Raw genomic sequence first — 18,243 nt, 5'->3', positions numbered from 1 at the left:
AATTGGCCTTACCATTAATTCAATTACATAATATTTCATACAAATATGAACAAACACAAGCCTTAATCGATATAAATTTAGTTATTAAGGAAGGCGATTTTCTAGCTATTATCGGTCCCAATGGCTCTGGGAAATCAACCTTATTAAAGATAATGTTGGGCTTATTGAAGCCATCAAACGGGAATGTACTTCTCTTTGGGAAGCCAGCTAATCAGTTTAAGGAAAGAGAATGGATCGGATATGTTTCCCAAAAGTCCAATTCGTTCAATTCTGGCTTTCCAGCAACCGTAAGTGAAGTCGTTAGAAGTGGAGTTGTTAAACAAATAGGTCTGTTTAAACGTTTTCCGGATGATGTTAAAATACAAGTTCGTCAAGCGTTAAAAGCAGTAGGAATGGAAGACTTCGCTCAAAAAAATATTGGAGAGCTTTCTGGAGGCCAGCAACAGCGCGTATTTATCGCAAGGGCTTTGATTAGTAATCCAAAAGTGTTAATACTAGACGAGCCTACCGTTGGAATTGATAGTAAAAATGTTCGTTCATTTTATAATATGTTAGTACACTTAAATCGTGAACATAACATTTCCATCGTATTAGTTACACATGATGTGGACGCAGTATCAACAAGTATAAGCCACGTAGCTTGCCTAAATCAGAGAATTCATTTTCACGGCTTTAAAAAAGATATGGAATCGATGAGCGAGGAACAATTAGAATCGTGGTACGGTCATTCGGTCCGTAAAGTAGAACACCAGGGTGAGGTACAGTCATGATAGAGTCTATTTTTCAGTATGAGTTTTTACAAAATGCATTTGCTTCCGGGTTGATTATTGGAATTATTGCTCCATTATTAGGTGTGTTTATTGTTGTCAGAAGATTATCCTTAATCGCTGATGCACTGAGCCATGTAACCCTTGCCGGAATAGCAGGCAGTCTTTATCTTAGTCAATCTGTAGGAGCACTTGCGCTACTAAACCCATTATATTTAGGCATTGTGGCTTCTGTTACTGGTTCTCTTTTTATAGAGAGGCTTCGTCGCTTATATAAACATTATGAAGAATTAGCGATTCCAATAATTATGTCAGCAGGTTTAGGGTTTGGTGCAATATTTATCTCTTTAGCGGAAGGATTCAGCTCTGACTTGTTTAGTTATTTATTTGGATCGGTGTCTGCGGTTAGTAGACAGGATCTTTGGATAGTTATTTGTATAGCAGTGGTCGTCTTCTTATTTTTAGGATTATTGTTTAAAGAACTATTTGTACTATCCTTTGATGAAGAGTATGCAAAGGCATCTGGTCTTCCTGCTAAGTGGATTCACATGCTATTCATGATCGTCACAGCTCTAGTAATAGCTGCCTCTATGCGAATTGTGGGGATCTTACTTGTTTCCTCTTTAATGACCTTACCTGTAGCTGCTGCTATGAGATTGTCAAAAAGCTTTAAACAGGCGCTCATTCTTTCAGTAGTATTTGGTGAGCTAGCTGTCCTTATTGGATTAGTAAGTGCATTTTACCTTGATTTAGCCCCGGGAGGTACCATTGTAGTTACATCTATTGTCATTTTACTTGGAGCTATTTTTGTTAAAAAGATGGGTAGAAAGGGAGCGGTGGCAACGTGAATATAGATAAAGCATGGGATATTCTTAAAAAAGAGGGTTTTAAAAAAACAGACAAGCGAGAACAAATTCTTGATATTTTTTCTAAAACAACCAAGTATATTACTGCTAGAGATATATTAGACGTCATGATGGAGGAGCATCCAGGCATGAGCTATGATACTATTTACCGTAATCTTAGTACTTTTGTTGAGCTTGGTATTTTAGAAGAAACAGAGCTTGCCGGCGAAAAGAATTTTCGCATGCAATGTGAAGTAGACCATCACCACCATCATTTTATTTGTTTGAAATGTGGCAACATTAAAGAAATAAATTATTGCCCGATGGAAACTCTCCAAAATTCGATTCCTGGATATGAAATTGAAAATCACAAGTTTGAGATTTACGGCAACTGTCCAGAGTGTCATTAAAAATTTATTCTATTAGGAATAGTGCTGAACAAAACTTTCCTCCACATAAAAAGCCTCGAAAACTCTACGACCTAGTAAAGTTTTCAAGGCTTCTATTTGCATTCCTGCAGTTGTTTTCCTTTATAGGTCACTATCTGCGGGGCACGTCTTCAATCTCCTCGTCGCATTGCTCCTGTTTAGGTTTTTGCGCTCGCTTGTTCCCCCAGCAGCGCCTTCTGCATTTCAAACAACAATAGAGTAATTTCTCAAGAAATTACCTTACTTTATAAAATAAAAATGAGAAATCAAGTTGCCGATTTCTCGTTTTTTATATACTGTCTAATTATGTCCCGGTCTCATTTTTATTAGGCTATGTGAACGGTGCAAATCTTTAAAAAGATGATACTTACGCTCTAATATAAATTAGCTGCTTATTCCTACAGAAGTATTTTCATACGAGCTGTCAGTTAACGCCTTGTAGATAAAATCAGCTACATCTGCTCTTGAAATTGATTTTCCGGAACTAGGAACGCTTGTAGCAGACTCTTTATAATTCCCAGTAAATGCTTTGTCCGTTAGTCCCATAGGTCTTACAATCGTATACGTTAAATTATTGGATTTGATATATTCAATCGCATTCTTATGATCGGCTAACACGTTACCAAGCATCTTCATCATCATCTTGCCCATTAATCCAGGTATTTCATTTTCTACACCTGCCGAAGCAGTATAAACAATGCGGCTTACATTATTTGCTACCATTCCATCAACTACATTTTTCATCATATTCTCTAGTTGCGTTGATTTTTTCATCCCGGTAGTGGAGCCTAGACACGAAACAACGGCATCTTTTCCGTTTATAGCCGCTTCGACAGCTTGCTTGTCAAAAGCATCTCCTTGAATAATAGTTAGATTCTCGTGATTAATCTCTAGCTTGGAAGGTGTACGAATATAAGCAGTGACAGAATGACCGTTGTCTAATGCCAATTTAGTAAAATGTTTACCTACTCCACCGCTAGCTCCAAATATAATAATGTCCATTCGCAATTCCTCTTTTCATTTGTTTTGGTTAATGTTTTGCTTTTTGTAGCCATTAACATTCTGCGATCTTATGCAAAGTCATGAAGTTGGTTTATATCTAAAAAAAGGAGGTAACCCTTAACAGGTTACCCCTTCAACTTTTTATTTAATTGTCATCGAAAATTCCTTTTCAATCCAATTGTTAGCCTCAATCCAGTTATTCACTCGAATGACTCCCTTAGGAGCTGGCTGCTGGTTATATGGGGTATTGAACAATAATACAGGTATATCTAGTTCTTCATTTATTTCAACAGCATTGTCATGCTTGTCTTCGAAAAATACATGAACCCCATGCTTTCTTGCAGTTTCAATTTTGTTATGCGTACCAATCAATTCGATATGGTCATATAGGAGCTCTTGCTCTTTAAACCAGTTTAGCGTTACATCCATCACGTTTTCTCCACGAGCTGAGATGAAGTATAGCTCATACTTTTCCTTCCATGCTGATAAAACAGCTTTCGCATCAGCCTGGATAGGGGATGTAGCGTAAATGACTGGCTCAGAGGATTTAAACCATTCATAAAATTCCTTTTGGTCTACTTCAAAAGCTTTAGTTAAGTCATATTCTTTAATATCCTCTAATTGCAAGTTGCATTTAAATGCTTCATTTATATGAGGTAGCAAAGAAGTAGGGCAAGTTACTGTCCCATCTATATCAATGCCGAAACGTACATTCGTCATTTATATCTCTCCTTAAGCTTGTTGAGCTTCAATTTCCTTTTGTTGCTTTTCTAACTCTTGTTTCGCAAAATATTCAGCTGCGATTTTATCAATTTCAATCTTCAGTTCATCTACCATAGTTTCCTCTGGCACTTTGCGAACTATTTTTCCTTTACGGAACAATAGACCTTCGCCACGTGCACCAGCAATTCCGATATCAGCTTCACGAGCTTCTCCAGGACCGTTTACTGCACAGCCTAGTACTGCTACTTTAATAGGTGCTTTAATATGGGAGATATACTCTTCCACTTCATTTGCAATAGAAATTAAGTCGATTTCAATACGTCCACATGTAGGGCAAGAAATTAATGTAGCCGCATTAGAAGAAAGACCAAATACTTTTAGCAGCTCACGAGCTACTTTTACTTCCTCCACTGGGTCTGCACTTAACGATACACGTAATGTGTTTCCGATACCCATGGCTAAGAGTGTTCCTAGGCCGGCAGCACTCTTAATAGATCCAGCGAACAAAGTTCCGGACTCAGTAATCCCTAAGTGTAATGGATAATCAAATGCCTCAGAAGCCTTGCGATATGCTTCGATTGCAAGATTAACATCAGAAGCCTTCATCGAAACGATAATATCATGAAAATCCAAGTCTTCTAGGATTTTAATATGGTGTAGAGCACTTTCTACCATACCGTCTGCAGTAGGATAGCCATATTTCTCTAAGATTTTTTTCTCTAATGAACCAGCATTTACTCCAATACGAATTGGAATACCTTTTGCTTTAGCGGCATTAACTACAGCTTCTACTTTTTCTTTACGCCCGATGTTACCAGGGTTAATACGAATTTTATCAGCACCTTGCTCGATTGCAATTAGTGCTAATTTATAATCAAAATGGATGTCCACTACTAATGGAATATTAATACGTTTTTTTATCTCGCCGATCGAATAAGCAGCACGTTCATCTGGACAAGCTACACGAACAACCTGACAACCAGCTTCCTCTAAACGTAATATTTCAGCTACGGTTGCTTCCACATCATGTGTTTTAGTTGTTGTCATACTTTGAATAAAAAGTTCGTTACTGCCACCTATAGTTAAGTTTCCAACTCGTACAGGACGAGTTTTGGAACGATGAATTATTTCACTCATGAAATTCTCTCCTTCTTGAGGCTTTATGCCGTCACTATCCACCATTTTATCAGTCTTTCAAACGAATTGACAAGGAAGAAACCTCTAATTTTCTTTTTTACAGTTTGATTGTGATGTATAAACAGGTAAAAGTACTTTTTCTCCAACATGAAATGATTGCTTTTTTAAGTGTGGATTAAGCTCGTAAAAATCATTTAATCGTTTAGTAAAAGAAATTTCTTCACTAGTTGGGTAAATGGCAAACAACGAATAGATTGTTTCTCCGGGCATAATCTCAGCAACTATATATTCTGGAGATTCCATACATTCTTCTATTAAGACTTCACTTGAATAAGCTAGTGGGATTGTTCCTTCAAACAAATCTACCTTAATAATATAAAACGATATAAAAAGTATAATGGTTGCTATAAATAGTTTCATAAAAAAAATCCCCCCTAAACAACTCTATGTCGGAGGAGGGGACATTATGCTATTTCTTTATTGGATAATATTTTAAAGAAATATATAAATAGACAAAGGTAACAGCATAGATTCCTAGCTGAATCCAATCGTTAGACCATTGCAGGATTGCAATGACAATAGAAATGACCATAGGCACCGTACTAGCAAACAGCGTAGTTCTCCAAAGGTGTCGATATTCTCCACGTCGTTTTAAAAGAAGAAGTATTAGGGTACCTAAATAGGCAAAGATACTAATACGGACAAATATAAACATAGTATTTAAAACAAATAAAAATAGAAATGCAAAGGGATAGATTAACCATTGAATATCAGAAAAGTATTCGATTAGTCCTTCTACATTTTGTTGTTGTTCTGAAATACCGTTTATAAATCCGAAAAAGGAGATTGCGGTCATGAAAAATACGTAGATAAACACGTATTGCATTACCTTTCCGATTGGAATAAGTCGAAATGCAGCAATTTTTTTAGGGCTATGTAGGCTTGCTTTAAATAGCTGAAATAAATTCATAAATTTCACCCTTTCTATTCTATATTATCATCATCAGAATGAACTAAACAAAGTAAATTTAATTTTACTTTGTTAAGATATTGTAAAGAATGGCGGGTAAGTGTTTACATAAGCTAAACAAATTAACGATAATAGAAAATGAATGAATTTGTCGAAATAGGAGTTGAAGGACATCGTGGAATTGGAATGGCAACAGATGTTGTTTGAATTTTTTGGAGGACTTGGGATATTCTTATTCTCCATTAAGTATATGGGAGATGGTTTACAAAAATCGGCTGGAGATCGCCTAAGAGATATTTTAGATCGCTATACTACTAACCCTTTTATGGGAGTTTTAGTCGGAATCATTGTAACTGTATTAATTCAATCTAGTTCTGGGACAACTGTAATTACAGTAGGTCTAGTAAGTGCAGGGTTTATGAAATTGCGACAGGCTATTGGTGTAATAATGGGAGCAAATATAGGAACAACAATAACTGCGTTTATCATAGGCTTTGATGTTGGGGGCTATGCACTTCCAATTATGGCAATAGGGGCGTTCTTAATTTTCTTTTTTAAGAAACATATTGTACAAAATGTAGGGGAAGTTATATTTGGATTTGGTGGGTTATTCCTCGGGCTTGAACTAATGAGTGGCGGTATGAAGCCTTTAAGAGAGTTAGAAGCATTCACTGATTTCACTCTCGCAATGAGTGATCATTCCTTCCTTGGTTTATTGGCAGGAACAATTTTTACGTTAATAGTACAAAGCTCCAGTGCAACTGTTGCTATATTGCAAGGTCTATATTCAGAAAATTTACTCTCTCTACAAGGAGCCCTACCAGTACTTTTTGGAGATAATATAGGTACTACAATTACAGCTATATTAGCTTCTTTAGGTGCATCTGTTGCTGCAAAGAGAGCAGCTGCAACTCATGTTCTATTTAATGTCATTGGTTCAGTAATTTTCTTAATTTTGTTAATTCCATTTACTCTTTATATTGAGTGGATCTCTGGAGTACTAGATTTAGAAAGCAAGATGCAAATAGCTTTTGCTCACGGTTCCTTTAACGTGGCAAATACAATTATTCAATTTCCATTGATTGGGGCTTGGGCATATCTTGTTACTAAGTTAATACCTGGAGACGATGTTTCCATAGAATATAAGCCTAAACATTTAGATGTTAACTTCATCGAACAATCACCATCCATCGCTATCGGACAGGCTAAAGAGGAAATCTTACGTATGGGAGCTCTAAGTATACAAGGATTAGAGAAAACATATGCTTATCTAAAAACAAAGAACAAGCGTGATTCAGATTTGGCTTATCAAGTTGAAGACGCATTAAATAATTTAGATCAAAAAATTACAGATTACTTAGTAAAAATCTCTTCGCAGCCATTGTCGGATCAAGATTCTAGCCGACATAATATGCTAATGGATACCGTTCGGGACATTGAAAGAGTTGGAGATCATTTTGAGAACATTTTGGAACTGATAGAATACCAAGAAGTCCACCGAATAGTTTTAACTCCAGATGCATTAGATGATGTTTCTGAGATGTTTGAGTTAACGATAAAAACAGTAGAAAAAGCAATAGAAGCTCTGAATACTAATGATGTAAAATTAGCACAAGAAGTAGCAGAACAAGAGAATGTTATAGATAAAATGGAAAGACAATTTAGAAAAAATCACATTCTACGAGTAAACGAAGGTAAATGTTCAGGTCAAGCAGGTATTATGTTTGTAGACATTTTAAGTAACTTAGAGCGAATCGGAGACCATGCTTGTAATGTGGCAGAAGCCGTATTGGGGAGACGCACATGATAGAGGTTACTGGCTGGATTTTAATAATAGCAAGTTTTGCAATAGCTTATATCGGTACTTTTTATCCTATTATTCCTTCAGTAGTATTCATGCTACTTGGTTATATTTTATATGGATTGTTCTTTTCTTTTACTGAATTGACTTGGCTGTTCTGGACAATACAAATATTATTTGTCATTCTTTTGTTTGGAGCGGATATGGCTGCCAATGCGCTTGGTGTTAAAAAATTTGGTGGAACGAAGGCCGGAGTTTGGGGCAGTACAATAGGCTTGTTGTTTGGACCTTTTGTTATTCCTGTCGCTGGTATCATAATTGGACCATTCCTTGGTGCTGTAATAGCTGAGCTAATCGTGACAAGAGAAGGATTAAAACATGCGATTAAATCTGGTATAGGATCTTTAATTGGGTTCTTAACTTCTTCCATTGCTAAAGTGGTAATATTAACTGTAATGCTAGTGGTATTTGTTCTCTTTGTATAACTCAGTCAAAAGTAGGAGAACAATAATAGGCTATTTTAATTGAACGTTTGATCATATTTTGATACGCTAATAAATGGGTAGAAAATTACTATATTATTCTTTAGGAGGAAACTATAATGGCATACGAATTACCACAATTACCTTACGCTTACGATGCACTTGAACCACATATCGACAAGGAAACGATGAACATTCATCACACGAAACACCACAATACTTATGTAACAAACTTAAACAATGCGGTAGCTGGTAAAGCTGATTTAGAAAACAAATCAGTAGAAGAACTAATTGCTAATATCGACGCTCTTCCAGAAGACATTAAAACAGCAGTTCGTAACAATGGTGGTGGGCACGCTAACCACTCATTATTCTGGCAACTATTATCACCAAATGGTGGCGGTACTCCAACTGGAGATTTAGCTCAAGCAATTGATGCAAAATTCGGTAGCTTTGATGCTTTCAAAGAAGAGTTTGCTAAAGCAGCAACAACTCGTTTTGGTTCTGGCTGGGCTTGGTTATCTGTATCAAACGGAGAGTTAGAAATTTCTTCGACTGCAAACCAAGATTCACCTATCATGGAAGGTAAAACTCCATTATTAGGATTAGATGTTTGGGAGCATGCTTACTACTTAAATTACCAAAACCGTCGTCCTGATTACATTTCTTCTTTCTGGAATGTTGTAAACTGGGATGAAGTTTCAAAACGTTACGCTTCAGCAAAATAATTATTATTATAAAAAGTCAATAAAAAGAAACTTAGCACACACTTTTTCGTCTAAAAGTGTGTGCTTTTTATGTTACACTAGTAAGTAAAGAAAATTATTTAACAAGTAGGTGATATCATGCGAAAAATTTCAAAAAAACGTGCACAAAGTATAAAAGCAAAACAAAGGAAAAACATTACTTTTCGTATGAACATTCTTTTCTTTTCTATTTTTATTTTATTTACCCTCTTAATCCTCAGACTAGGATACCTTCAAATTGTAAAAGGTGAGGAGTACGTTAGTAAACTAGAGAGTACCGAGGAGACTTCTGTAAATACTAGTGTTCCACGAGGACGATTATATGATAGTGAAGGTCGTATACTAGTCGACAATAAACCACAAAAGGTAATAACTTATACAAAAATGCAGACAACGAAATCCGAGGATATGTTAGAAACTGCAAAGAAATTGAGTAAGTTAATTGAGAAGGATACAGACAATATTACAAAAAGTGATCGTCAAGACTATTGGTTAAGAGAGAATCCGGAAGAAGCTAAAAAACTCATAACAGATAAAGAACGAAACGAAATTGAATCTAATGAAGAGTTAACGAAGAGTGAAAAGAACAGGGCGGTTGATCGTTTACAAAGAAGTAAGCTTACTGAAGAACATCTCAATTCCTTTACCCCCGAGGAAGAGGAAATTATTGCTATCTATCGAGAAATGGCTGCAGGCTATGCCTTATCACCACAAATTATTAAAGGTGACGAAATGAACAAGGAAGAAGGAGACATAAAAGAGGTTACAGCTGAGGAATTTGCTAGAGTTTCCGAGAGACTGGGAGACCCAGATATGGCCGGGGTAAACACGACAACTGACTGGAGACGTGTAAAAAACTCAACCTTAGCAGTATTAGGAAGCGTATCCTCTCCTAAAAAAGGACTTCCAAATGAGCGACTAAATTATTTCTTATCTAGAGACTACACTCGTAATGATCGAGTAGGAACCTCTTATATCGAACAACAATATGAAGAAATACTACAAGGACAAAAAACGGTAGTAAAAAATATAACAGACGGTAAAGGTCGAGTGATTGATGTAAGTACCATTTATGATGGAAAACCAGGGAATGAGCTCGTATTGACGATTGATAGCCAGGTTCAGCTCGAAATGGAAGGGATTATTGAAAGACAGCTTCTTCAAATGAAAAACAATAATGCAGGAACAAATTATTTAAACAGTGCATTCTTAGTTATATTAGACCCATATACGGGAGATGTCTTATCTTTAGTAGGTAAAAGGCTGGTAAAAGAGAATGGTAAATGGGCTGTACAAGACTATGCCTATGGATCATTTAAAACTGGCTATGAGCTCGGGTCTACTGTTAAGCCTGCGACTGTACTAACGGCTTACAGAGAAAATGCGATTAGTATAGGGGAGTATATGGTAGATGAGCCTATTCGTATTAAGGGTTCAGCGCCAAAAAGCTCTGTATTTAATAGAGGCTCAAGAATTCGTTTAAATGATTTAACAGCTTTAGAACGTTCATCCAATGTGTATATGTTTAAAATAGCATACGCCTTGGCTGGCAAAACATACCAGGCGAATCAACCGGTCAGCTTTGGAGCAGAAGCATTTTTAAAGATGCGTAATGGGTATGCTCAGTTTGGCTTAGGTGTCCCAACTGGCATAGACTTACCAGGAGAATCTACTGGTGTTATCGGTAAAACAGAGTCAGGTAAATTACTAGATTTAAGTATTGGTCAGTATGATACGTACACTCCATTACAGTTAGCTCAATATACTGCGACTATTGCTAACGGTGGTAAACGAATTAAACCGCATGTCGTAAAAGAAATTCGTGAGCCATCAGAGGATGGTGTCACTCTAGGGAAGTTAGTAAAAGAAATTAAACCGACCGTTTTAAATGTGGTAGATAATTCGCAGGAAGAGATCAATCATGTTCGAAAAGGGATGCAACGCGTTTATTTTGGAAAGCAAGGTACAGGTGCTAGAGCTTTTGGTAACGCACCTTATACAGCAGCAGGTAAAACAGGAACGGCCCAGTCATACTATAAGGATGACACGATGAAAGAATCAGTTAGAACAGTTAATTTAACTCATGTAGGTTTTGCACCTTATGATAACCCAGAAATTGCTTATGCGATTGTTGTACCTCATGCATTCACTGAATCCTCTTATAAAACAAATTATACGAGTGTAATGGCTCGTGAGGTTGTAGATACTTACTTTAATATACAGAAAAAGAAAAGTACGTTAGAAAATAACGAATCTACGGCAACACCTCCTATCAAACCGGCATTCACAAATGACCAAATTGATGAAGGAGAAGAAAAAAATGTAACTGATGAACAGTAAATAAGGGCTAGAGTTCAATCTCTTGCCACATCAAAAGTGAAATTGCGACTGTGCAATTTCACTTTTTTTATTTAAACATTTCACAAAACATGATCTAGGAAGTCTCTAAGCTCAGCAGAAGGCTGTAGGATAGCAAAGTGGTATTTTGGGTCAGTGACTTTTTATAAGAAGGAAACCTTTCATCTGTGAATTGTTAGAAAGTAAATCTACAAACAATAGGCTTTCCAAAATATAGATGTAAACATTATAATGTTTGAATTTACAAACTATTTACATCTCCTTTATACCCACTCAATATACAAACTTTAAAGTAAGTCTTGTAAGACAGAAAATATACTTTAGGGGGAAATACCTGATGAAAAGCTGGAAATACTTTTTATTAACAACTATGGCAGGATTGACATTTGTTCTGGGAGCCTGCGGATCAGATTCTACAGAAGGAGCAGAGGCAGAATCCGATATTAGCTCATCAGAAGCGGGTGAACCCCAAGCAGAAGGTGTCTTGGAAGGGAAAGTTTCTGGAGATGGATCAAGCACGGTGGCGCCTATCTTAGAAGCAGTGGTAGAGGAGTATGCAGCTGAACAGTCCGAAGTACAGGTTACGGTGGGAGTGTCAGGAACAGGTGGAGGTTTTGAAAAGTTTATAGCTGGTGACACTGATTTTTCTAATGCATCACGCCCTATTAAAGAAGAAGAAAAGCAAAAGCTAGCAGAAGCAAATATTGACTTCTCAGAATTTCAAATTGCGTACGACGGATTATCCCTAGTAGTAAATAAAGAAAATGACTGGGTAGATTCTTTAACTATAGAAGAATTACAAAAGATGTGGATAGAAGATGGGACAAAGAAAAAATGGTCAGATATTAACCCAGAGTGGCCAGAGGAAGAGATTGTATACTACTCCCCAGGCACGGATTCTGGCACATATGACTACTTTGATGAAGTGATATTAGATGAAGCGGATTTGGTTAAAAGTGCAACGTTATCTGAAGATGACAATGTTCTTGTGCAAGGAGTACAAGGTGACAAAAATGCGATTGGTTTCTTTGGGTATGCATACTATCTAGCTAACCAAGAGACATTAAAGGTAGTTAAAGTAAACGGGGTTGAACCTACAAACGAAACAATCGAATCTGGAGATTATTCACCGTTGTCACGTCCCTTATTCGTTTACGCTAACAATCGTGCCATTAAAGAAAATCCAGCTTTCTATGATTTCATGAAATTTACCATTGAACATGCCGGTGATATGGCAGAGGCGGTTGGATATGTTAGTTTACCTGAAGAAAACTATAATAAAGGGCTTGCAGACATAGAGGCACTTAAGTAATAGAGATTTATATGTGGAAGATTTATGAGTAGCTTGCTGCTGCTCATTTCTTTCGTTGGAAAAGGGGGATTTTCTGTGGTAAAAAGACTAACCGAGAGCACTTCCATTCAAGAACTAATCGTAAAATCTCGCGCAGGTAACTCTAAAAAATTTGAAAAGATTATTCCATATATCCTCATGCTTATTGCATCTGTCTCTGTCCTTACGACTTTTGGAATAATAATAACGTTAGTAGTAGAAACAATTATTTTCTTTTCCCGTATTTCGATTACAGAATTCTTATTTGGAACGGAATGGTATCCATTTGCAAATACAGAGCAGCTGTTTGGGATTCTGCCATTAATAGTAGGAACATTGAAGGTGGCTTTTATAGCTGGGATTGTTGCAGTCCCATTTGGTATTGGTTCAGCAATTTATTTAAGTGAATATGCAAGTGATAAAACAAGAAGAATTATTAAGCCTATTTTAGAAGTATTAGCAGGTATTCCTACTATTGTGTATGGTTTTTTTGCATTAACTTTTGTCACTCCTTTATTGCAACAGATCATACCTGATTTAAAAATATTTAATGCCTTGAGTCCAGGAATTGTCGTTGGTATAATGATTTTACCAATGATTGTTTCATTGTCGGAGGATGCCATGTCATCCGTACCAAACTCCATTAGAGAAGGCGCAGTAGCAATTGGCTCAACGAAATTAGAAGTAGCTTTAAAGATCGTCTTACCTGCTGCAGTTTCCGGAGTTATCGCTTCTATTGTGCTTGCCATGTCTAGAGCAATCGGCGAAACTATGATCGTTTCTTTGGCAGGGGGTTCAACACCAAAGTTTGACTGGGATATAACAGAATCTATTCAAACAATGACGGCCTACATTGTCCAAGTGTCTTCTGGTGATGCCGGTTATGGAACCACCATTTACTATTCGATCTATGCAGTAGGTTTTACATTATTCTTATTTACGTTGTTCATGAACTATCTTGCTCATGTTATATCGAAAAGATTTCGGGAGGAATATTAAATGAGATACGTGGAACATGAGACGGTAGTGAAAAGGATGACTAGTAGGCTGACGATAAATATGGTGTTTAAATTTATTTTTCTATTAACTACATTATTTGCTTTATTAGCTTTGGGTATTTTATTCTACCGAATTATTTCGCAAGGTGCGGGTTACATTACACCTGAATTTTTTCAAAACTATGGTTCCAGATTTCCAGAAAAAGCAGGTATTAAAGCGGCATTGGTGGGATCTATTTGGTTGATGGGAGTTGTCGCTCCAGTTTCCTTAATATTAGGAGTTGGAACAGCAATATATTTAGAGGAATATGCAAAGAAAAATAGATGGAATGATTTTATAAGGATGAATATATCTAATCTAGCGGGAGTTCCATCCGTTGTTTTTGGATTGTTAGGATTAACTATTTTTGTGCGTGCATTGGCATTAGGGAATAGTGTATTAGCAGCTGGCTTTACTATGAGCTTGTTAATCTTACCGGTAATTATTGTGGCATCTCAAGAAGCTATACGCTCTGTTCCATCGGAGGTTCGGGAAGCTTCTTATGGAATGGGAGCAACCAAATGGCAAACAATTATTAAAATAGTGCTTCCTTCAGCTATTCCCGGGGTTTTGACTGGTGCAATTTTAGCATTGTCTCGAGCTGTCGGTGAAACTGCTCCGTTAGTTGTTATAGGTGTACCAGTTATTATACATTTTCTACCCGATGGACCGTTAAGCCAATTTACAGCTCTTCCTATGCAAATTTACGATTGGGCAAAAAGACCACAAGTGGATTTTCAATATGTTGCAGCTGCGGGAATATTAGTTTTGATGATTTTCTTACTGTTTATGAATGCAATAGCAGTTTTCATCCGTAACAAATTCCAAAAACGATACTAGGGAGGACCCATCAATGGTATATGCTAAACAGAAAAGAACTGTCCAAGATTCCAGCTCAACTAACATCGTATATGATACAAAGGATTTAAATTTGTGGTACGGTGCACACCATGCTTTAAAAAATATAAATTTGCAAATACATGAAAACGAAGTCACTGCAATCATTGGTCCATCAGGCTGTGGTAAATCTACATATATTAAAACTTTAAACAGAATGGTAGAATTAGTCTCAACAGTAAAAATTTCTGGAGAAATAACTTATCGTAATAGAAGTATTTTTAAAGCAGACTATACCGTAGAGGAGTTAAGAACAAAGGTAGGTATGGTGTTTCAGAAACCAAACCCTTTTCCAAAATCGATATATGACAATATAGCGTATGGTCCTAGGATACATGGGATTAGGAACAAGAAAATACTAGATGAAATTGTGGAGAATAGCCTACGCGGAGCAGCTATTTGGGATGAGGTAAAAGATCGTTTAAATGCAAATGCCTATAGCCTTTCTGGTGGGCAACAGCAAAGGATTTGTATAGCACGTTGTCTGGCAATTGAACCTGATGTAATTCTGATGGATGAACCGACTTCAGCGCTTGACCCAATCTCTACTTTAAAAGTAGAAGAGTTAATGGCCGAGCTAAAGAAGGATTATTCCATTATAATTGTTACACACAATATGCAGCAGGCAGCAAGGATTTCAGATAAAACTGCTTTTTTCTTAAATGGCGAAATAATTGAATTTGACCAAACAAATGTTATTTTTTCAACCCCGGAGGATATACGCACAGAGGATTATATTTCGGGCCGCTTTGGATAACGAAAGGGGAAAAACATTATGGTAGGAAGAGAGAAATTTAATGAAGAGCTTAAACAAGTACAGCAGCTATTGGTTGAAATGAGTAACACAGCTATACAAACAATTGACCATGCAATGGATTATTTATTGGCAAATGATATTGAAGGTGCATTAACCATTATTAATAATGATGTTCATATTAACCGAATGGAAGAGGAAATTAATGATCGGGTTATTTTACTTATTGCAAAGCAGCAACCAGTGGCTACAGACTTAAGAAGGCTAATGGTTTTAGTGAAAATTGCTGCAGATATGGAGCGTATAGGGGACTATGCCGTAAATATTGCAAAAGAAACTATTCGTATAGGTAAAGACGAACATATTGCACCCATTTACTTGTTAGATGAAATGCGTGTAAAAACAATTGCTATGTTAAAACAAACGTTAACAGCATTTATAAAAGAAGATATGGAAGAAGCTAAAGCAATCGCTAAGCTAGATGATGAGGTCGATGAAATGTACGGCTACACAATTAAAACTTTATTAGGAGTAGGGGTAAGTGATCCCACTCAATTGAGTCAGGTAACACAACTATCCTTTGTCTGTCGATATCTCGAAAGGTCTGCCGATCATGCAACTAACATGGCAGAGCGTCTTTTATATTTACTTAAAGGAAGACATTATGAGTTAAACAATTAAAGCATACGAATATAGCTAAAACAATATTTTAAAAAGTGTAAAAAGCTCCCTCCATTTTACCGAATGATAAAATGGAGGGAGCTTTTCTAGATGTATTTATTCTCGCCGTTTAGTTAGTGATCAACTCTGTAATTTGTTTGATAGTCATGGAAGAGTTAACTTCATAATTCCCTATTTGGATTCGTCCTGCCAAATTTTGATCTACTATATAATCGTGTAAATCCATTTGGTTTTGAATGATTCCAGCTTCCTCTAATAAAGAACTAATGTCAGAGGATGTCATGCCTGAAGTGATGGATAAAGTAAAGCCTTGAACAGGCGGAGATGATGCTTGTTGTTTGTTTTCTTCTTTATGTGGTTCACTTGGTTGCTCTTTTTGTGCATTTTCCAAGTTTAGTTGGAGTTGAGCAAGCTGCTCTTTGACACTCGATAACTCTTTTTGAGATTGCTCATATGCTTGGTTCGTAACAACACCAGTCGAAGTTATATCTTCTTGGAAAAACCTTTGATCTATTTGAATCATGGTGCCGGCAAGGAATAAGCCAATGCCTAAGAAAAGAATAGATGTTTTTTTCATCCCTGAGAACCGCCTATTACTGATTTAACTTCCTCTACAGAAAGAGAGGAGCGAGTGCTAATTTCCTTTAAGGAGTATCCTTGCTTATGTAATTCCAGTACTTGATTTCTTATTATTTCATGTACAATTGGTTTTACCACGGTTTGACTTTTTTTAGGGGTAGCATGGATAGGTTCAATCAATAATTCTTCTTCAATAACCTTCATTCGCCGTTTAAGAGCACTTGTTTCCTGGTAGACAGTAAAAGAAAGATCCTCTACTTCTGCTTCCACTTTTTTAGAAGTGTCCTTAACAAAGAAAGAAATTGCGATTAAAAGTACCCCGAGAGCCATAATTATAAATGATAAGTCCACTTTTTTTCACCTCAAAATTTAAATATCTTCTATCTATACTACCATAATGGAAAAAACTTTAAACAAAATCTTCTATAATATTGTAGATTTTCTTCAATTGTGTGCTATAATTGGTTAGTCGTATAAATCATGCTCAAGTTTTATATTTAATCCTGGCAAAGAGTGGGAGGGACAACCATGCGCGTTAATATTACATTAGCTTGTACAGATTGCGGAGAGCGCAACTATATTTCTAAGAAAAACAAGCGTAACAATCCAGAACGTCTTGAACTTAAAAAATATTGCTCTCGTGAAAAGAAAATGACTCTTCATAGAGAAACTAAATAATAACCTAAACCAAAACCTTTAATGGTTTTGGTTTTTTTCTTTAGCTAATCTAATATTGGGGGTAAAAATATGTCCAAACAATTAATAAGAAAAAAAATGCAGGAGAATTTATCTAGATTAGATTATGATTCATACATATTATATTCCGAGCAAATAAAAATAAATTTTTTACAAGAAATTTCTACCTTAAATTTTCAAACGATTGGCCTTACGATATCTTCTTTTCCAGAGGTAGATACGGAGGGACTCATTAAGGAACTTTGGAGTATGGGGAAGACAGTAGTTGTACCAAAATGTTCTCCCAAAAGTCGAGCGATGACTTTTTATCACATAGAAAGCTACGATCAGCTTGAAACGGTCTACATGAATCTAAGGGAGCCAAATCCAAATATTACGAGGGCTATTAGTTCGGATGCAATTGAGTTGTTAATTGTCCCTGGTATTGTGTATAATAAGTCAGGTTATCGGATCGGGTACGGTGGTGGATATTATGATCGATTCTTATCTACTTACCTTGGCGTAACAATGTCCTTGGCTTTTGATATGCAGGTTAATAATGAAGTAGTACGTGAACAGTTCGATCTACCGGTTGACCGCATAATAACTGAGAGTGCAACCATACCATGTTATGAATATCGAAAAAAGGATGATTGTAATTGAAGTCTGTATATGATGTGATGCAGCTATTAAAACGTTTTGGAATTTATGTATATACGAAGGATCGAGTAGCAGATCTTGAAATAATGGAAGAGGAAATAAAAGAATTATATACTTTGCAGATGATCCAGCCTCAGGATTTTCAACAGGCTGTATTATTACTTAGACAAGAAAAAAGTAGAATCATTAAAACTTTATGACTAGTAAATAATAAGCTGGCATAAGACTAAAAAGCTATATTACGAAAGAAATGAAACTTTTCGGGTTTGAGAACGTCTAATAAAGGGTATATAAAAAAGGGATTGTAAAATTTTATATGAATATCCCAATTCATTGATATTGATTTATTGTCAATAAAGGATTAATATAT

The 18,243-nt window shown here is 36.3% G+C and carries 22 protein-coding genes; 15 read left to right on the top strand and 7 right to left on the bottom strand.

What is annotated here, in order from left to right; all coding sequences use genetic code 11:
• Positions 1-2 precede the first annotated feature (2 nt).
• The 3 genes from M3627_RS10175 to M3627_RS10165 are packed head-to-tail and all read left to right on the top strand — an operon-like array spanning position 3 to position 2,022.
• Entirely contained in the window at positions 3-770 is a 768-nt protein-coding gene (locus M3627_RS10175; RefSeq protein ID WP_251555571.1) for a metal ABC transporter ATP-binding protein, read from the top strand.
• Complete coding sequence (locus tag M3627_RS10170; protein WP_169358087.1) at positions 767-1,615, top strand: metal ABC transporter permease; 849 nt, start codon at positions 767-769, stop codon at positions 1,613-1,615. Before M3627_RS10175 ends, M3627_RS10170 begins: the two co-directional genes overlap by 4 nt.
• Positions 1,612-2,022 carry a Fur family transcriptional regulator gene (locus tag M3627_RS10165; protein WP_169358088.1) on the top strand — a complete coding sequence of 137 codons (411 nt, stop codon included), beginning with the start codon at positions 1,612-1,614 and terminating at the stop codon, positions 2,020-2,022. The genes M3627_RS10170 and M3627_RS10165 overlap by 4 nt, the downstream gene beginning before the upstream one ends.
• Before the next feature lie 402 nt (positions 2,023-2,424).
• Here the strand turns inward: M3627_RS10165 and M3627_RS10160 are convergent, their stop codons facing one another.
• The 5 genes from M3627_RS10160 to M3627_RS10140 form a co-directional block, all read right to left on the bottom strand.
• Complete coding sequence (locus tag M3627_RS10160) at positions 2,425-3,042, bottom strand: NAD(P)-dependent oxidoreductase (protein WP_251555561.1); 618 nt, start codon at positions 3,040-3,042, stop codon at positions 2,425-2,427.
• A gap of 141 nt (positions 3,043-3,183) precedes the next feature.
• Positions 3,184-3,762: a hypothetical protein gene (locus M3627_RS10155; protein WP_169358090.1), complete on the bottom strand. Its 579-nt coding sequence runs from the start codon at positions 3,760-3,762 to the stop codon at positions 3,184-3,186.
• Between the two features lie 12 nt (positions 3,763-3,774).
• A complete protein-coding gene (ispG, locus tag M3627_RS10150) occupies positions 3,775-4,893 on the bottom strand; it encodes a flavodoxin-dependent (E)-4-hydroxy-3-methylbut-2-enyl-diphosphate synthase (protein ID WP_251555618.1) in 1,119 nt (372 codons plus the stop codon).
• Between the two features lie 93 nt (positions 4,894-4,986).
• Positions 4,987-5,322, bottom strand: a complete 336-nt coding sequence (locus M3627_RS10145; protein WP_169358092.1) for a hypothetical protein — start codon at positions 5,320-5,322, stop codon at positions 4,987-4,989.
• 49 nt (positions 5,323-5,371) lie between these two features.
• Entirely contained in the window at positions 5,372-5,872 is a 501-nt protein-coding gene (locus M3627_RS10140; RefSeq protein ID WP_169358093.1) for a DUF1189 family protein, read from the bottom strand.
• A gap of 175 nt (positions 5,873-6,047) precedes the next feature.
• On the opposite strand from M3627_RS10140, the gene M3627_RS10135 reads away from it, so the two are divergent.
• From M3627_RS10135 to phoU, 9 genes are all read left to right on the top strand, one after another.
• Positions 6,048-7,679 carry a Na/Pi cotransporter family protein gene (locus M3627_RS10135; RefSeq protein WP_251555559.1) on the top strand — a complete coding sequence of 544 codons (1,632 nt, stop codon included), beginning with the start codon at positions 6,048-6,050 and terminating at the stop codon, positions 7,677-7,679.
• Positions 7,679-8,158, top strand: a complete 480-nt coding sequence (locus M3627_RS10130; protein WP_251555617.1) for a DUF456 domain-containing protein — start codon at positions 7,679-7,681, stop codon at positions 8,156-8,158. Before M3627_RS10135 ends, M3627_RS10130 begins: the two co-directional genes overlap by 1 nt.
• A 116-nt stretch (positions 8,159-8,274) precedes the next feature.
• The gene (locus tag M3627_RS10125) at positions 8,275-8,883 is read left to right on the top strand and encodes a superoxide dismutase (RefSeq protein ID WP_169358095.1); all 609 of its coding nucleotides are present in this window, start codon (positions 8,275-8,277) and stop codon (positions 8,881-8,883) included.
• Positions 8,884-9,000: 117 nt separating this feature from the next.
• The gene (locus M3627_RS10120; protein WP_251555557.1) at positions 9,001-11,241 is read left to right on the top strand and encodes a peptidoglycan D,D-transpeptidase FtsI family protein; all 2,241 of its coding nucleotides are present in this window, start codon (positions 9,001-9,003) and stop codon (positions 11,239-11,241) included.
• Between the two features lie 355 nt (positions 11,242-11,596).
• On the top strand, positions 11,597-12,571 hold the full coding sequence (locus M3627_RS10115) for a PstS family phosphate ABC transporter substrate-binding protein (protein WP_251555555.1): 975 nt from the start codon (positions 11,597-11,599) through the stop codon (positions 12,569-12,571).
• Positions 12,572-12,646: 75 nt separating this feature from the next.
• Positions 12,647-13,588 carry a phosphate ABC transporter permease subunit PstC gene (gene pstC / locus M3627_RS10110; protein WP_481900270.1) on the top strand — a complete coding sequence of 314 codons (942 nt, stop codon included), beginning with the start codon at positions 12,647-12,649 and terminating at the stop codon, positions 13,586-13,588.
• Positions 13,589-14,467: a phosphate ABC transporter permease PstA gene (pstA, locus tag M3627_RS10105; RefSeq protein WP_169358099.1), complete on the top strand. Its 879-nt coding sequence runs from the start codon at positions 13,589-13,591 to the stop codon at positions 14,465-14,467.
• A gap of 13 nt (positions 14,468-14,480) precedes the next feature.
• The gene (pstB, locus tag M3627_RS10100) at positions 14,481-15,281 is read left to right on the top strand and encodes a phosphate ABC transporter ATP-binding protein PstB (RefSeq protein WP_251555553.1); all 801 of its coding nucleotides are present in this window, start codon (positions 14,481-14,483) and stop codon (positions 15,279-15,281) included.
• 18 nt (positions 15,282-15,299) lie between these two features.
• Complete coding sequence (phoU, locus tag M3627_RS10095; RefSeq protein WP_251555551.1) at positions 15,300-15,959, top strand: phosphate signaling complex protein PhoU; 660 nt, start codon at positions 15,300-15,302, stop codon at positions 15,957-15,959.
• A gap of 109 nt (positions 15,960-16,068) precedes the next feature.
• Here the strand turns inward: phoU and M3627_RS10090 are convergent, their stop codons facing one another.
• The gene (locus M3627_RS10090; RefSeq protein ID WP_169358102.1) at positions 16,069-16,536 is read right to left on the bottom strand and encodes an MltG/YceG/YrrL family protein; all 468 of its coding nucleotides are present in this window, start codon (positions 16,534-16,536) and stop codon (positions 16,069-16,071) included.
• Complete coding sequence (locus M3627_RS10085; protein ID WP_169358103.1) at positions 16,533-16,889, bottom strand: hypothetical protein; 357 nt, start codon at positions 16,887-16,889, stop codon at positions 16,533-16,535. Before M3627_RS10085 ends, M3627_RS10090 begins: the two co-directional genes overlap by 4 nt.
• A 177-nt stretch (positions 16,890-17,066) precedes the next feature.
• On the opposite strand from M3627_RS10085, the gene rpmG reads away from it, so the two are divergent.
• From rpmG to M3627_RS10070, 3 genes are all read left to right on the top strand, one after another.
• The gene (gene rpmG / locus M3627_RS10080) at positions 17,067-17,216 is read left to right on the top strand and encodes a 50S ribosomal protein L33 (protein ID WP_053588882.1); all 150 of its coding nucleotides are present in this window, start codon (positions 17,067-17,069) and stop codon (positions 17,214-17,216) included.
• A 69-nt stretch (positions 17,217-17,285) separates the two neighbouring features.
• The gene (locus M3627_RS10075; protein WP_169358104.1) at positions 17,286-17,876 is read left to right on the top strand and encodes a 5-formyltetrahydrofolate cyclo-ligase; all 591 of its coding nucleotides are present in this window, start codon (positions 17,286-17,288) and stop codon (positions 17,874-17,876) included.
• The gene (locus tag M3627_RS10070) at positions 17,873-18,073 is read left to right on the top strand and encodes a YqgQ family protein (RefSeq protein ID WP_169358105.1); all 201 of its coding nucleotides are present in this window, start codon (positions 17,873-17,875) and stop codon (positions 18,071-18,073) included. Before M3627_RS10075 ends, M3627_RS10070 begins: the two co-directional genes overlap by 4 nt.
• The last annotated feature ends 170 nt before the right edge of the window (positions 18,074-18,243 follow it).

The organism is Psychrobacillus sp. MER TA 171 (assembly GCF_023713305.1).
Lineage (GTDB): Bacteria > Bacillota > Bacilli > Bacillales_A > Planococcaceae > Psychrobacillus.
This window is presented reverse-complemented; position numbering and strand designations above follow the sequence as displayed.